Annotated in this window: 11 protein-coding genes; 1 reads left to right on the top strand and 10 read right to left on the bottom strand. The window is 47.8% G+C overall.

Annotation, left to right across the window (positions count from 1 at the left end):
- From RCH83_RS10740 to RCH83_RS10760, 5 genes are all read right to left on the bottom strand, one after another.
- The coding region (locus RCH83_RS10740; RefSeq protein ID WP_306521840.1) for a DUF349 domain-containing protein at positions 1–2,633 on the bottom strand (2,633 nt) is incomplete at its 3' end.
- On the bottom strand, positions 2,623–2,928 hold the full coding sequence (locus tag RCH83_RS10745; protein ID WP_306521842.1) for a YeaC family protein: 306 nt from the start codon (positions 2,926–2,928) through the stop codon (positions 2,623–2,625). The genes RCH83_RS10745 and RCH83_RS10740, both read right to left, overlap by 11 nt.
- A 1-nt stretch (position 2,929) precedes the next feature.
- Positions 2,930–3,253: a zinc ribbon domain-containing protein gene (locus tag RCH83_RS10750; RefSeq protein WP_306521844.1), complete on the bottom strand. Its 324-nt coding sequence runs from the start codon at positions 3,251–3,253 to the stop codon at positions 2,930–2,932.
- Between the two features lie 140 nt (positions 3,254–3,393).
- The gene (locus tag RCH83_RS10755) at positions 3,394–4,518 is read right to left on the bottom strand and encodes a M14-type cytosolic carboxypeptidase (protein WP_306521847.1); all 1,125 of its coding nucleotides are present in this window, start codon (positions 4,516–4,518) and stop codon (positions 3,394–3,396) included.
- A gap of 181 nt (positions 4,519–4,699) precedes the next feature.
- On the bottom strand, positions 4,700–6,151 hold the full coding sequence (locus RCH83_RS10760) for a glyceraldehyde-3-phosphate dehydrogenase (protein WP_306521849.1): 1,452 nt from the start codon (positions 6,149–6,151) through the stop codon (positions 4,700–4,702).
- A gap of 157 nt (positions 6,152–6,308) precedes the next feature.
- Here RCH83_RS10760 and RCH83_RS10765 point away from each other — a divergent pair, with 157 nt between their 5' ends.
- A complete protein-coding gene (locus RCH83_RS10765; RefSeq protein ID WP_306521851.1) occupies positions 6,309–7,103 on the top strand; it encodes a DUF2989 domain-containing protein in 795 nt (264 codons plus the stop codon).
- A gap of 201 nt (positions 7,104–7,304) precedes the next feature.
- Here the strand turns inward: RCH83_RS10765 and msrB are convergent, their stop codons facing one another.
- The 5 genes from msrB to malQ form a co-directional block, all read right to left on the bottom strand.
- Positions 7,305–7,691 carry a peptide-methionine (R)-S-oxide reductase MsrB gene (msrB, locus tag RCH83_RS10770; protein ID WP_306521853.1) on the bottom strand — a complete coding sequence of 129 codons (387 nt, stop codon included), beginning with the start codon at positions 7,689–7,691 and terminating at the stop codon, positions 7,305–7,307.
- A 42-nt stretch (positions 7,692–7,733) separates the two neighbouring features.
- Positions 7,734–9,263, bottom strand: a complete 1,530-nt coding sequence (gndA, locus tag RCH83_RS10775) for an NADP-dependent phosphogluconate dehydrogenase (protein WP_306521855.1) — start codon at positions 9,261–9,263, stop codon at positions 7,734–7,736.
- Between the two features lie 134 nt (positions 9,264–9,397).
- Entirely contained in the window at positions 9,398–11,479 is a 2,082-nt protein-coding gene (gene glgX / locus RCH83_RS10780) for a glycogen debranching protein GlgX (protein ID WP_306521858.1), read from the bottom strand.
- The gene (gene glgB / locus RCH83_RS10785) at positions 11,479–13,647 is read right to left on the bottom strand and encodes a 1,4-alpha-glucan branching protein GlgB (protein ID WP_306521860.1); all 2,169 of its coding nucleotides are present in this window, start codon (positions 13,645–13,647) and stop codon (positions 11,479–11,481) included. The genes glgX and glgB overlap by 1 nt, the downstream gene beginning before the upstream one ends.
- Before the next feature lie 98 nt (positions 13,648–13,745).
- Positions 13,746–15,950, bottom strand: coding sequence for a 4-alpha-glucanotransferase (malQ, locus tag RCH83_RS10790; RefSeq protein WP_306521862.1), 2,205 nt, complete (start codon positions 15,948–15,950; stop codon positions 13,746–13,748).
- Positions 15,951–16,092: the final 142 nt, after the last annotated feature.

Consider the following 16,092-nt stretch of genomic DNA (forward strand, 5'->3'; position numbering starts at 1 on the left):
GACAACAACTGCGGTTGTGTCACCGCTTCACCACTGTTGTGTTTGTCAGTTAATAACTGCATTTGTACCTGTTGCCTACGGCTTTGTTCAGCTGCCGGTGACTCCAGTTTTGCCAGCCATTCCAGTGCCAAAGTGAGATCGGCACGGCTTAAAGTTTTTTCCTGCTGCTGGTTAAACACCAAACGGTAGATAGGCGGCAAATCGCTGAGATTTGGCTGAGGTTGTTCCAGAGCACTAAACAACTGGCGATAACTGTCGAGCTCAGCATTTTGTTGTAAAGCTGCCAGGTTTTGTTCTACTCGCTGTTTTAACGCTTTTTGGCTGACAGCCTGTTGTTCATCAACTGGCTTGAACTGCGCCAGTTGTTGTAACTGTTGCAACAAGGCTTTTTCGTCCTGTGCTTCATTGACGCTTTGTGTCAGCGTTGCCAGTACATCAGTTTGTGCCAAACGTTCAGCTTCTTGTTGTTGCTGTAACGCTTGTTTGTGCGCAGCACGGCTTTCAAACCAGCTGTCACAAGCTGCTCTGAATTCCAGCCACAGCTGTTGATCAACGGCTTTACCGGCATAACCCAATAACTTCCATTGTTGCTGCAGCGTTTTTAATTCGTTGCCAGCCTGCTCGTTTTGCGATTGTGATACCGTTTTAGCAGCCTGAACCAAAGCGGTTTTCAGCTCAACATTTTGTTGTTGCTGAGCTTTTTGCTGTTGTTTCAGGTTATTCAGCAGTTGTTGATACTGCGGCTGCAAGTTTGCATACACATCTTTTTCCACAGATCCACTTTGTTGCCAGTCTTTACTGTATTGCGTGATCAAAGCGTCCAGCGTTTTGCCACTGACACCGGCGTCAATTGAAGCCTGCATCTGCTCAATGAGCTGCTGTTTACGCAAAGCACTTTGTGCCCGCTCTGCGTCCAGCTTGGCAAAATAGTCACGGCAAGGCGCAAAAGCCAACTCACAAGCGCTGTTAAAAGCGTCATTCAGTGCAGCTTCAACATCGGCGTCAGCACGGCCCAGCGTATTCCATTGTGCTCTGGCATTTTTGACGGCTGCCGCACGTTCTGTTGGCGTGAGATCTGTTGCAACAGCCAGTTGTTGCATACTTTCAACCAGCTGCTGTTTACGCGGCGTGGCAATATAAGCCTGTAACTCGGCTAAATCCTGCACCTGCGCTTCCAGCAACTGATACTCTTTTTGCAAACTTTGCTGCTGAGCGGCGTTTAGCTGCAGGTAATCAGCGGTGATACCTTTAAAAAGCCCAAACAGCACATTAAATTTACCGGCCTGATGCAGCCGTTTAAATTCTGCCATTTTGCTTTTTAACAAACGTTGTACTTTATCCTGCTGCGCCAGTAGAGGTTCACAGTGTTCACGCCACTGCTGCACCAGTTGCTGATAACTGCTGCTGAAACTTTCCGGCATCAGTTGTTTCAGTACTTTGCTCTGGCGTTGCCATTGTTGCTGCCAGTTTTTAAACAACTGATAAGCAGCTGCAACATCGTCATTTGCTTGTGGCAGCGTATGAGCGGCAGCTTCAGCCAATAAACGCGCCGATTGCGCCAGCGCTTCAGCGAGCTCAGGCAGTTTATCCAGCTGCTGGCTTATTTGTGTCATTTGTTGCTGTAACTGCAGATTAAAAGCTGTGGGCAACTGTGCAACCGCAACTTCAGCGCGAACATCATCCAGCGACTGCTGATACCCAGCGGCTTTGGTGAGTTCTGCTTCATTCAGTGCAACAGCAAGCTGTTGTTGCAGGTTTTCAAGTTGCACAGACAAAGCATTAAAACGCTGCTCTGCAGCTTTTGCCAATACCTGCTGTTGCTGCATTTTGGCAAATTCTGCAATTTTCGGTGCTATTGATCGTTCAGTCAGTTCAACAACTTTATGATATTTTTCAATAAATTCAGCAGCATCTGTCAGGCACACCAGCTCAGGTGACAGCTGTTGCCATTCTTGTTGATAAGCTGCATATCTTTGCTGCAGCTCAGCAAAATCGGTTTTTTCCCGCACTGAATTTAATTTGGCAAGCAGCAGCACCACTTGTTTGCGGATACGCTCAGGCTTTTGTTTTTGCTCAAGATGCACCGCCAGCAGTGCATCTGCCGTCTCACGTAACTCACCGGTTAAAACACGGCTGAGTTTTTCCAGTGTTTTGTCATCGTCAAGCTGATTCAGCAGTTGTTTGCGCTGCTCTATGCTGAGCTTTTCATCCAGCACTGCTTGCTGGAACAAATCCTGACGCGCCAAACGTTGCAACAGGCTGAATTTCAGCTCAGCGTCCTGCTCTGTTTGGGCCAGTTTTTCCAGAATACTGCTGCGGTTACATTCGCTGATAAACTGTGCTTTTAAATGCGCTGACACTTTATTATCCAGCAACATTTGCACCAGCTGCTGCTCGGCAAAATGTTTTAATCGTTCAGCCGGCTCATGTTTGCTGGCCTGCCACCATAAAGAAAATTCATTTAACCGCTCAAGTGCAGTACGACGCACCGCTTCGGCGCCGTCATTAAAAGCCAGCTCATGCAGAATTTCTTTCTGTGCTGGTGTTTTGTCATCAAGTTCGGCAATGGCCAACTGACGGATTGCAGCATTTTCGTGCTGCCATTTTGGCTTAAACCAACGTTTAAAGATCATCGTGCGAAAACCTTGCAATAGCATCCATGGCTGCAGGCGTCGGTGCGGCTGCTCCAGCGAATTGTTTTTTCATTTCAGTTTTAGATTTCACAACCATCTGGCCATCGGCACCAATGGTAAAAGGTTCATCCGAGCGCAGAATTTTGGCCTGATAAGCCATCACCAGCTGCATACTGTGCGCGTGTTGAGCATCGCTCATCATCGTGCCATCAGCCCAGCGTTTGGTTGCCACACATTCCACCAGATTCTGGTAAGTTTCGGCAGACATAGCTGCAACTAAGGCGTTGAAATCCATCTTATTTTCTCTTATACATCACAATGCGAACCTTGGTCACCACATACCAGATACAACCGATAATCATGGCACCATACAGGGCTTTTTGTTCCCAGGAATCCGGCTCAGGGGCACGGTAATAAAACCAGGTAAAACTGCCCAGAAACAACACCAGCGCCAGCATAGCGTGGTTATTCAACCGTTGACCTTGTGCCAGACGGTTGTCACGTTGCATGCGCTCCAGTTTTTCGACCGAAATTTCCGATAAATTATTGCCACAATGGTTACAGGTAGCGGCTTTATCTGAGACTCTTTTATCGCAATAAGGACAAGCAATAATCGCCATATACATCACCTCTTTTGACAGCGCACTATAAAGCAAATGATTGCTGTTGCAAACCGCAGATCCCGGTTGTTTTTATCTGGTTCACAAAACAAATGGCACCTTATTGGTGCCATTCTTTGAAGCTCAGTACGGTCAAATTTTTATAACTGATCAACCACTGCACGCACTGCAATCAGCGTATCCTGACCCAGTTTCATTGAACGTACATCAGACCAGCCAAATTGTTCATCCGGTAGATTGGCGTTGTCTTTAAACGGCATTTCAAAAGTGTAAGCCAGACACTTAAACTGCTCAGCTACCCAGGTAGAAGCAATGGTCAGATTGGCCTGACCCGGTGCATCCAGCTCGTAACCAAACTGGGTCTGAAACTCTGGTGTTGCCGTTAACAAAGCCTGTTTAAAAGCGGTTTCGAGACCGGCCATTTTAGCGTTGTACGAAGGCACACCTTCGGCGCCAGCGACAAAGTTGTAAGGCAGGTTTTCGTCACCATGAATGTCGAGGAACATATCCACACCCACTTCCAGCATTTTCTGGCGAACCAGATAGACTTCAGGGCTTTTTTCCAGACTTGGTGTTTGCCATTCGCGGTTCAGGTTCACACCTGCGGCGTTGGTGCGTAAATGACCACGCACGCTACCATCCGGGTTCATATTGGGTACCACATAAAACACTGCTTTTTGCAGCAGTTCACGGGCAACACCGTCGTCTTCGTCCAGCAAACGGTCTAATAAACCTTCAATAAACCATTCCGCCATGGTTTCACCCGGGTGCTGACGGGCTGTGATCCAGATTTTCTTTTTACCTTCAGCAGGTTCACCCACCACCAATAAACTCATGTCGCGGTTATCGAGTGTATTGCCTAAATCAACCAGCTGACACATGCCACTTGCCTGTGCCTGACTTAATAAGTCCATATGACGCTCATAGCTGTAAGGCGCGAAATAAGCAAAATACACAGACTCAGCTTCAGGGTAATGATGAATGGTCAGCTCTTTACCGTCGTATTCGGTTGGAACACGGAACCAGGTTTCACGATCGTAAGAAGCTACGGCCTGATAATCGGCCCAGCCGCCAGGATAAGCAGAAGTTGCCACATTGGTGATCTTGATGGTGTGTGGTTCAAAACTGTCAGAATGCAAACGGAAATGGAACCACTGATAAAAATCTGAGTTGTGGTCTTTGCGGATTGCCAGCTGAATATTATCAACGCTGTCCGCCTGAATGACTTCGATATTACCACTGTCAAAGTTACAGGTAATTTTCATAACTTAAGATCCCATGCATGTAAAAAAGGTTGTGAGGGTAGCACAGTCCGCCAGCGGTGAAAATGCGCTGTTGTTCGCAAACCCAACTGGTGTGTCCAGCCTATTGGCCCGATAAGATTGCTGTCGCAAAAACAAAGCCGCACTAGGCGGCTTTATGGTTATTTTCAATAACGTCTGACGATTAACGTGCCAGTGGCAGCGTTGGATACGCAATACCGGCCATTTCGTTCATCACGCGAATAACCTGAGTGCTGTAACCGAACTCGTTGTCATACCACACGTACAACACACAACGGTCGCCATCCACAATAGTGGCTTGTGAATCCACCACACCGGCGTAACGTGAACCCACTAAGTCGCTGGAAACAATCTCAGTTGAGCTGGTGTAATCAATTTGATCCTGTAATTCAGAAAACAACGACACTTTTTGCAGGTATGCATTCAGCTCGTCACGGTTGGTTTCTTTGTTCAGGTTTAACGACAAAATTGCCATAGACACATTCGGGGTTGGTACCCGGATGGCGTTGCCTGTCAGTTTACCTTTTAATTCTGGTAAAGCTTTGGCAACAGCAGAAGCAGCGCCGGTAGAAGTGATGACCATATTTAATGGTGCAGCACGGCCACGACGCTCAGCTTTGTGATAGTTATCAATCAGGTTCTGGTCGTTGGTGTACGAATGAACAGTTTCAACGTGACCGTTTTTAATGCCATATTCGTCGTTTAAGGCTTTTAACACTGGTGTAATAGCGTTGGTGGTACAGCTGGCAGCAGAAACGATGGTATCTTCTTTTGCGATCATTTTATGGTTAACACCATACACCACGTTTTTCACATTACCTTTGGCCGGTGCTGTTAATAATACCTTGGCAGCACCTTTGGCTTTAAAGTGAATAGACAGTTCTTCGTCGTCTTTCCAAATGCCCGTATTATCAACAACTAAAGCGTCATGAATGCCATAAGCGTTGTAATCGACCTGCTCTGGTGAATCGGCATAAATGACTTTAATAAAGGTACCGTTGGCTTTAATACCACCGTTTTCCTGATCAACAGTAATGCTGCCGTTAAAAGGACCGTGGATAGAATCACGGCGTAATAAACTGGCGCGTTTTTCTAAATCGCCTTTACGGCCACCACGCACCACAATGGCACGCAGACGTAATTTGGCACTTGGACCTGCACGTTCAATCATCAGGCGGGCCAATAAACGACCGATACGGCCAAAACCATAAAGCACCACGTCTGTTGGTTTGATGTTGTCGTCGTGATCCAGTAAGTCTTCCAGCTCACGCTGCAGATATTGCTCCAGCGTTAAACCATCAGCTGCGTTTTTGTAATGATAAGCAAAAGCCAGCTTGCCAAGGTCGATACGACCCGGTGCTAAGTTCAGTTTGCTAATGGCTTCAAGCACAGGGAAACTCTCGCGTAAGCGCAGTTTTTGTTGTTCAAAACGCTCAACCGTTTTGTGAGATTTAATAATATCGATAGTGGTCGCATTCACCAATGGTTTGCCATAAACCACCAGTTCAACAGCTTTGTTACGGTATAACCGGCCGATGATCGGCTGCATGTTTTCAGCAATTTCCTGGCGTTCCTGCCAGCTGCGTTGATACTGTTCTTCGTGAGATAAGGTCATGCTGTCGCCTTTTACTTCGTAAGTTAAATCAGTTGAGTGTAGGGTGCCTGACGCGAGGCGGCTTATTGTAATTGAATTGGTAATACTACAACAACAATTACAAAAGATTTTTTCAGCGCTATTGGTTATGCTAAAAATCGTCATTACGGAGATACAGATGAAATTACGCTATGTAAGCCCGCTACTGCTGAGCCTGGTTGCCTGCGGCGAAAAAGAACTGACCGTCAATCAGCTTTGTGAAGAAAAACCGGGGCTTTGCAGTGACTTAAATGATGACTCCCACTGCAAGCTGGAGCGGCGCGATGTGATTGTCGGCCGTTATGATGAGCAGAAAATGCCGTCAGACAAAAACAAATATAAGTTGCTGATAGGTTTTGAAAAATACTCAAAATGTATTGAGCTGGCCTCAGGTATAGAACACATCAAACTGAAAGAGAAAAAAACCACCAGGGTGAATGGTTATCTGACCAGCCTCAGTGAAATTAAAAGACTCAATGACGAAACCATCACTTCAGACGAGCCAGGGTTATTGCATTACCACTGGTCACGCAACCAAAGTGAATCCCATCTGCAAAAATTCCTGTTGGCTGAGCAGGCCAAGCAGTTGGAAACACCGGAATTACAACTGGCTTTGGCCAGTTATTACATGAAACGAAATAGCCTAAAAACCATAGATATTCTGCATCATGCTTTAACTTTATACCCAGCTGACGCGCAGGTTGATCCGGAAATTTATACCGCACTCACCACTATTTATTACAAACAGCGAAACTATAAATTGTCTTATCACTGGGCCTTACTGGCGGAAAATGCCGGAGTTCAGCGGATTGAATTTAAACAAATGAAAGCAGAGCTCGACAAACAAAATATCGACACTGATCTGATTGAAAATGCAGCGGATGAGACCATTGAAAGTATTCAGGCGGGTCAGTTTAAACAGCCAAACTTATAACAGGCGCCTATCTGGGTTCAATCTTTAAATAAAGTCGACGAATATTCATAAAAAAACCGGTAGGCTACTCGCTTCACCGGTTTTTTTATGGCCATAGTGGCAGAACACTAACAACGCCCGACAACAGTTTTGTTGTGTTTGCCGGCAAGGGCACAGATCATCAGCAACAGCGCTACAACCCCAAAAAAGGCCTCAGCTTTTTTACTCCGGTTGCCGGGCAAAAGTTAACGACACTGAATTGACGCAATATCGTTGCCCTTCCGGCAAAGGGCCATCATCAAACACATGGCCCAGATGGGCATCACAGGCGGCACACAAAATTTCAGTGCGCCGCATGCCGTGACTGTGATCAGGCTGATAACGCACCTGACCAGGCAAAGCACTGCGAAACGACGGCCAACCGCAACCAGAGTCAAACTTAGCGGCTGAATCAAACAGCGGTGCATTACAACAAACGCAGTGGTAACAACCACTTTGTTCGTTATGTAACAAAACGCCGCTAAAGGGATATTCAGTGCCTTTTTGCCGGGTGATATAAAACTGTTCATCACTGAGCCGTTCACGCCACTGTGTTTCTGTCAGTTTCATCATCACTCCCGTTACGGCACGTTATTGCCGGTTTTGTAGTCGTTATTTCACTTTGACCATAGGACGGCCTGCCAGACTCCAGTCCACATGGAAAAATTTGCCTTTGCTTTTGTCAGTGCGTTCAAAAGTATGGGCACCAAAATAATCCCTTTGCCCCTGCAACAGGTTGGCTGGCAATACCGCGGTGCGGTAAGAGTCGTAATAACTTAACGCTGAACTTAAGGCAGCTACCGGCACCCCAAGCAAAGTGGCATCAGCAACGGCACGGCGCCAGTTCATCTGATACACCGAAATTTGCTTGGCAAAAAACGGGTCGACCAGCAGATTAGCCAGGTCATCATTACGCTCATAAGCGTCAGTAATAGACTGTAAAAATACCGCCCGGATAATACAACCTGCCCGCCAGATTTTGGCAATTTCAGCAAAGTTCAGCTGCCAGCCGTGCTCAAGACCAGCGGTTTTCATCAGATCAAAACCCTGAGCGTACACACAAATTTTGGCGCAGTACAAAGCGTCGTGCAGCTGGGCTATCACCTGCGCTCTTTTCGCTTCAGTGGGTTTATCCTGCACCGGCCCAGCCAGCAAGGTAGAAGCTGCTACACGCTGCTCTTTTAAGGTTGAAATTGATCGGGCATACACAGCTTCGGCGATAGTTGGCGCCGGACAACCAAGCTCAAGACTACTGACCGCTGTCCATAACCCTGTGCCTTTTTGGCCTGCTTTATCCAGAATCACATCTACCAGCGGTAAGCCTGTTTCAGAATCTTTGGTGGCCAGTACTTCGGCACTGATTTCCATCAGGTAGCTGTTCAGAATGCCCTGATTCCACTCTTTAAACACGCCGGCAACTTCCTGAGCTGTCATGCCAAGGGCGTCACGCATCACCTGATACACTTCACAAATCAGCTGCATATCAGCGTATTCAATACCGTTGTGCACCATTTTGACATAATGGCCTGAACCGCCAGCGCCGATATAAGTGGCACAAGGTTCACCTTCAGTCACAGGGTTACCAGGTTCAAAACGTTCAATAGGACGGCCTGTGGTTGGGTTTACTTTAGCGGCAATAGCACGCCACACAGGTTCAATGCGGGTCCAGGCATAAGGGTCGCCACTTGGCATTAACGAAGGGCCAAAACGCGCGCCCACTTCACCACCGGAAACGGCAGTGCTGAAGAAAATAAACTTGCCTTCATAATATTTTTCGCGCCGCACTGTGTCAGTCCACAGGCTGTTGCCGGTGTCGACAATAATGTCATCGGCCTGAATACCGGCGTCTATGAGTTTAGAGCAGACATCATCAACAGGTTTACCGGCTGGTACCGACAGAATAATCAGATGTGGGCGGCTTAACTTAGCCAATAATTCGGTGTAAGAGCTGCAGGCAACCACACGGCCGCCACGGCCATTGGTTTCCAATACATCCTGCGTAATTACAGATTCGAGTTTTTTATGGTCAAGGTCAAAAGCGGCAACACGGTAGCCATGATCGGCCAGATTCAGGATGAGATTTTTGCCCATCACACCCGCGCCTACAAAACCAATGTCACACTGTACTGTTGTATCTGTCATCAAAGCATTCTCCGGACTGCCGACCCTGCAAAATGCCGGCGATTATACTGGAAAAGCCACTCAGAAAGCAGCGCATGGTAAAAAAGAATATGCTGTTCAGACCATTGGCGTACAAGCAACAGCAAGTAACCCGGTTAATAAGTGCCTTGCTCCAGCCAAATCGACATCGAACTGCCCTGCTGCTGGTACTCCACAGCGCCTGCCGTCAACACCGAACTCAGTCCCTGTTCAAAAGCGGTGTCAAGCACACAAAACCAATGGGCAGAAGGTAAACGGATCTGCACTGCAGCACCTGAAGCGTTCATACTGATCAACAACTGATGATGGTTGCTGGTATTACGGATAATAAACACACAGTGACTAACGCTGGTGTCGTACCAGTCACTTTCAGTTTTTAACCTGCCGTCACTTTGGTACCAGTCAATCTGGTGTTTATCGCCATGCAGCTGATAATGATCATCGAGTAAAGACAACTGCTGCAAACAGCTGTATTGCTGGCGCAGCGCTATCATTTGTCTGACAAAACTTAAAAACTGGGTGGCATGGTAGTCCAGATGCCAGTTGAGCCAGCTGATGTCGTTATCCTGACAATAAGCATTGTTGTTACCTTGTTGACTGTGGCTGAGCTCATCACCACCCAGCCAGTGCACCATACCCTGACTTAAAAACAAACTGGCCACCAAATTGCGTTTATGTAAAAAACGTCGCGCCAGTACTTCAGCAGAACTGGTTGGCCCTTCAACGCCGTAATTGACACTCAGGTTGTGGTCGTGACCGTCGCGGTTTTGCTCTCCATTCAGCCAGTTATGTTTGTGCTGATAACTGACTAAATCCTGCAAGGTAAAACCGTCGTGATAACTGATGTAATTTACGGCACAACAAGCAGGTCTGTGATGTTTTTGAAAAATATCACGTGAACCAAGCAGCCTGGTGGCAAATTCAGCCAGGGTGCCACTGTCACCCCGCCAGAAACTGCGGGCTGAATCACGGAATTTATCGTTGAGCTCAGACCACAGCGCTGGAAATTGACCCAGTTGATAACCATAAGGGCCAACATCCCAAGGCTCGGCGATCAGTTTAGCCTGCGACAAGATCGGGTCTTGCGCCACTATCTGCAAAAAAGCGGCATGGGGGTTAAATCTTTTGTTTTCGCGTGCCAGCGTCACCGCCAAATCAAACCGAAAACCGTCAACCTGCATTTCAGTCAACCAATAACGCATGGCGTCCAGCACCATTTTTTGCGTGGCTGGATTGGCAATATTCAGCGTATTGCCACAACCGCTGTAATTGGCGTATTGCTGGTAGTCGGTCATATCGGCATGAGTTTCAAACAGATAATAATGACGGTTAGCCAGCCCCCTGAAACTTAAGGTGTAACCGCCAGCTTCTGCGCTGTGGTTAAACACCACATCCAGGATCACTTCTAAGCCATGCTGATGATAAGTGCGCACCAGGGTTTTAAACTCGGTAACGGCGTCTTCAAGCTGATAACGGGGCTCCGGTGCAAAAAAATTGACCGGGTTATAACCCCAATAATTGGAGAGTTTGAGTTTTTCCAGCCTGGGTTCACTCATAAAAGCCGCAACCGGCAACAGCTGCACTGAAGTAATACCCAGCTCTTTCAGATGGGCAATAACAGCCGGATGGCACATGCCGAGGTAAGTGCCACGAAGTTCTTCAGGCACATCTGGATGCAAAGCCGTCATGCCCTTTACGTGGGCTTCATACAAAATGGTTTTTTCACGGGCAATATTGGGTTTGCAGCTGCCTTGCCAATCGAACTCAGCCTGACCGAGTACAGCTTTGGCCAACATATAATGACTGTGGCCCTGATACAGCCTTTCATTAAATACCAGAGCACGATTGAGCTGACGGGCATAAGGATCAAGCAACAAGCGGTCGGCTTCAAAACAGAATCCCTGCTCCGGTAGTTGTGGTCCCTGAGCCTTTAACCCATACAAAGTGCCTGCAGCAATCCCCTGTACTGACAAATGCCAGATTTCGCCGGTTCGCCCGGCAAAAGCCAACTCGGCAATCAGCTCTTCGGTGTCCGCACAATACAGGCAAAGCAACATACCTGTGGCATCAGGTGCAAAAACGGCAAAATTCCAGCCGCCACCGGACAACCGGGTTGGCCCAAGCGGGGCCGCCTGGCCTATACCACAGATAAAACCGTGCTCAGCCGTTGCGGCATCTTGCTGCTGTGCCTCAGCCATCAGTAACACCGCCGCCGCAGATATAAAGTTGCTAAAGGTGGTAAATCTACCGTCAATTGCCAGCCTGGATTTAAAAAACCACTGTTGGCGGTAAGGCTTGGTCCGACCGGATAATTGCTGCCCCAATAATAACTGCTGTCGGAATTGAGGATCACTTCATAATCACCACTCTGCTCTACATCCAGTAAAAAAGCTTTGCGTGGTACCGGCGTAAAGTTACTGACGATATACAACACCTCGCCGTTTTTGCCGTAACGCTTAAAAGATAAAGTACTGTGATCAGCATCCTGATGGTCAATCCAGGCAAAACCTGCAGGTTCATGATCCAGCTGATGCAAAGGTGCACAGCGCCGGTAAGTGTGGTTTAAGTCGCGCACCAGTTGCTGAATACCACGGTGTTTTTCAAAGTCGAGTAAAAACCAGGGCAACGCCTGATTGTGATTCCACTCAGTGCCCTGGCCAAATTCGTTGCCCATAAAATTCAGTTTTTTACCCGGATGGGCAAACATAAAGGCGTAATAAGCGCGTAAATTGGCGGCCTGTTGCCACTCGTCACCCGGCATTTTCGTTAAAATACTGCCTTTGCCATGCACCACTTCGTCATGGGACAACGGCAAAATAAAGTTTTCGGTAAAGGCATAGACCATCGAAAACGTCAGATCGTTATGGTGAAACTTACGATAAGCGGGATCTTTACTGATATAACGCAGGCTGTCGTTCATCCAGCCCATATTCCATTTAAAGCCAAAACCTAATCCGCCTAAATCCACCGGACGACTGACACCATGAAAAGAAGTGGATTCTTCGGCAATAGTAATGGCTTTAGGAAACTGGGCGTACACTTCCTGATTCAGCCACTTCAATAAACTAATGGCTTCATAGTTGTGGTTGCCACCATCAACATTCGGGATCCACTCGCCATGCTCCCGCGAATAATCTAAATAAAGCATTGAAGCAACAGCGTCTACCCGCAAACCATCAATATGGAAATGATCCAGCCAATACAAAGCGCTGGCGACTAAAAACTGCCGCACATAATCTTTGCCGTAATCGTAAATGCAGGAATTCCAGTCCGGATGCCAGCCACGACGTGGATCGGCATATTCATATAAATGGCCACCGTCAAAACGCGCCAGACCATGGCCATCTTCCGGAAAATGCGCCGGCACCCAATCTAAAATCACGCCGATACCGGCCTGATGGCAGGCATCGACAAAAGCTTTAAATTGATCCGGAGTGCCAAAACGGGAAGTGGCAGCAAAAAGCCCAAGCGGCTGATAACCCCAGGAGCCGGAATACGGGTGTTCCATCACCGGCATCAGTTCAATATGGGTGTAGCCCATATCCTGCACATAAGGAATAAGGGTTGCGGCAAGTTCTGGGTAGGTTAAAGCTGAACCATCGGCATGAGTGCGCCAGGAGCCAAGATGCAGCTCATAAATACTCATCGGGCTTTGGTAAGGCTGATGCTCACGTTGCAACCACTGGCTGTCCTGCCACTGATATTTACTGTGATCAAAAACTAACGAGGCATGAGACGGGAACTGCTCAGCGGCAAAAGCCAAAGGATCGGCTTTATGCGGTAACAAATGCCCGCTGGCATCTTTAATTTCATATTTATAACGCACACCGGCCGCCACCTGTGGCACCACCAGCACCCAATGGCCACACTGAGTGCGCTCCATCGGGTGGCAACGGCCATCCCAGTCGTTCATATCACCAATCAGACTGACAGCACTGGCATGAGGCGCATAGACCGCAAAACGGGTGGCTTTGAGCTCCTTTTTTCCAACCGTCAGGCTGATGATTTGCGCGCCCAGCTGGCTATAAAGGTTCTCCGGACGCATATTGACATAATGCACCGCAAAATAAGCTTCATCTTTAAACTGATAAGGGTCAACCAGCTCAAACTGATAATGCCCTTGTGTCACCAACAGTTTATAAGCTTCTGTTTTACGTTTACGCGGCAGTTCCAGCACAAAAACACCGGGAACTTCAGCATCTGGCGTCATGCTCCCAAGTACGCTGTTGTCCGCCAGCGACAGCACTTCCACCGCCAGCGCTTTGGGTAAATACACCCGAATTAACAAGCCTTTATCAGCTTTTTGCCAGCCTAAATATGCAAAAGGATGGGCACAACGAACTTCAGGTAACGAGGCAAGACTCATAACATATCCTTTGACATTGATCGGTACCATGTTAGCCAGGCGCAACAAGGGGAAACCTCCGGCAACCTTGACAAGGGTACCGGAGGAATTTTATCGAATTATGAATATAAGCCAGAACGGCGATTGGCTGTCAAATTTTGCAGATGTGCGCTGATATGTGCTGACGATTCAAGCTGTTCGAGCGTCATACTGAGTTTGCGCCGCCAGTTTGGGTACTCGTCACTGGTGCCAGGTACATTCACCGGCTCCAGCATTTCCATCCAATCTTCCAGTTGCAAACATAACAACTGACAACTGCCTTTGGCCAGATGTTGTTGCAAGGCGTAATTTAAGGTTCTGTCCATGCCGAGGTTTTCCACCGAACGTGGATAATCCGCCGGTAAAGCATTGTGGCCATGTAACGAGTCCAGAATACGCTGTTTGGCTTTGTGCCGGTCGGCATAAAGGCCCGGCAGCAACGCTTCGGTATAAAGCCCAAGCTGTAAACCCAGCTTTAAATCTGAACAATGCCAGAAGCCAATTAAAGTCGGCATATCGTGGGTGGTTAACGCCGACATGGCCTGCACCGGATAATGTGCGGTAGAAATATAACCACCATCTTCGGCCTGTTCAAAAAAGAAGATGCGGTACGAATACATACCAAATTGTTGTAATAACTCAAAAATACCGTCCGGCACTGTGCCTAAATCTTCGCCTATCACCACGGCTTGCTGACGCTGACTTTCCAAAGCCAGAATGCCAAGCAAATCCATGATAGGGTAATAAATATAAGCACCTTCGCCGGCTGAGGCTGCACCTTTAGGCACCCACCATAAACGTAACAACGCCATCACATGGTCAATCCGCAAAGCACCCGAGTCCTGCATATTGGCGCGAAACAGCTCAATCATCGGCCTGTATGCCTGGCGGAACAGCTGATAAGGCAACATAGGCGGTAAACCCCAATTCTGGCCTTTAGGGCCAAGAATATCAGGCGGCGCCCCGACACTGGCATTGCGGCAATACAAATCCGGATTAGCCCAGATTTCGGTGGAGGCTTCGCTGACACCCACTGCTAAATCACGGTACAAACCTAATAACATACCGCTTGCTTTGGCTTGTTGTTGCACCCGCGCGAGTTGTTGCTGCGCACAAAATTGCAGGTAACTGTAAAATTCGATGTCGTCCTGATGAGCCGCAGCGAATTGTTGTACTGCTTCGCTATGGGCATCGCGGTATTGCTCCGGCCAGTTTGGCCAGCCCCAGGCATTGGCGTCTTTTGATATTAAAAACATATGCAAAGCATCATAAAGCGCTAACTGGCGCAGGCTGTCGCCACCTTGTTGTTTAAAAGCAGAAAAAGCGGCAGCGAGTTCAGGTTTGGCTTGTTGATGTTCACTAAACCAGTGGAATAAGGTTTTTAATACCGGCAGTTTGATTTGCATCACACCGGCATAATCAACCCAGTCTTTGGCGCGTTGCGCAGCTAACGCCTCTGCAAAATGCGGTGCATTCACCAGCGCCGCTGTTTGCTGACACTCGGCAAAACCCGGCAATTGTGGCACGCTTAAATAAATAATGTTCAGCCAGCGTCTGGAAGAAGGGCTATAAGGGCTTGCCGACTCAGGCATCGCCGGATAAAGCGCATGAATAGGGTTCAGACCGACAAAATCTGCGCCTTGTTTGGCTAAATGCGTGACCAGACGGCCTAAATCGGCAAAATCACCAATGCCCCAGTTGTTTTCAGATTTCACACCATACAACTGGACTGAAACGCCCCACTGTTTTTGCTCTGTGAATTTTTGCGGTTGGAAACAACGTTCAGGGGTGATAATCAGTGACTGTTGATACTGATCGTCATCCCCTTCAATAGCCAAAGTCAGCTGATGATAACCCAAAGGCAAATCACAGCTGAAACTGTGTTCGTATTGTTGATATTCAGTGTCGTCAAACACCACGACGCCGGACAATTCGGCATCGATGGCGCTGTAGCTGAATGAATGCGACTGGCCTTGTTCTGTGCTGATGGACACTGTTAACTGCTGATGCACTTCATCAATCGGCAATCTGATTTGCAGTTTATACAGCTTGTCTGCGTTTTGTTGTTGCACTGACACCGGGTCCAGCGGCTCTAACCAGTGGAACTTCTGCCGCTCTTCCAGTTGTGCAGCGGCCGCGGCATCGTTATCGATTTGAAAACCAAGTGCAGACAGCAATTTAAGCTGATCCTGCTCTTTAACTTCGGTGGCTTTGCCCCAGGCGTCGGTAAAGGCTGTTTCAATACCATTAAACCGGATTAAATCAGCAAGAAGTTTTTTGTCCATAAAGGCTCCAAATCAGTGCGTCGCGGTGGAAGTGCCGGTGTTTTCATTGGTTTTTTTACTGCTTGCCGGCTTTGCCTGAGCAGTATACGACGTAAAAAATTACTTTCGATGGCTAAATGCGGCTTTATGTCATTAAATTACA

Source organism: Rheinheimera sp. (assembly GCF_030824435.1).
Taxonomy (GTDB): domain Bacteria; phylum Pseudomonadota; class Gammaproteobacteria; order Enterobacterales; family Alteromonadaceae; genus Pararheinheimera.

What these genes read in the sequence shown, in the direction of transcription:
- RCH83_RS10745 (WP_306521842.1), bottom strand. Translation starts at nt 2,928, where the DNA reads ATGGATTTCAACGCCTTAGTTGCAGCTATGTCTGCCGAAACTTACCAG.
- RCH83_RS10750 (WP_306521844.1), bottom strand. Translation starts at nt 3,253, where the DNA reads ATGGCGATTATTGCTTGTCCTTATTGCGATAAAAGAGTCTCAGATAAA.
- RCH83_RS10755 (WP_306521847.1), bottom strand. Translation starts at nt 4,518, where the DNA reads ATGAAAATTACCTGTAACTTTGACAGTGGTAATATCGAAGTCATTCAG.
- RCH83_RS10760 (WP_306521849.1), bottom strand. Translation starts at nt 6,151, where the DNA reads ATGACCTTATCTCACGAAGAACAGTATCAACGCAGCTGGCAGGAACGC.
- RCH83_RS10765 (WP_306521851.1), top strand. Translation starts at nt 6,309, where the DNA reads ATGAAATTACGCTATGTAAGCCCGCTACTGCTGAGCCTGGTTGCCTGC.
- msrB (WP_306521853.1), bottom strand. Translation starts at nt 7,691, where the DNA reads ATGAAACTGACAGAAACACAGTGGCGTGAACGGCTCAGTGATGAACAG.
- gndA (WP_306521855.1), bottom strand. Translation starts at nt 9,263, where the DNA reads ATGACAGATACAACAGTACAGTGTGACATTGGTTTTGTAGGCGCGGGT.
- glgX (WP_306521858.1), bottom strand. Translation starts at nt 11,479, where the DNA reads ATGGCTGAGGCACAGCAGCAAGATGCCGCAACGGCTGAGCACGGTTTT.
- glgB (WP_306521860.1), bottom strand. Translation starts at nt 13,647, where the DNA reads ATGAGTCTTGCCTCGTTACCTGAAGTTCGTTGTGCCCATCCTTTTGCA.
- malQ (WP_306521862.1), bottom strand. Translation starts at nt 15,950, where the DNA reads ATGGACAAAAAACTTCTTGCTGATTTAATCCGGTTTAATGGTATTGAA.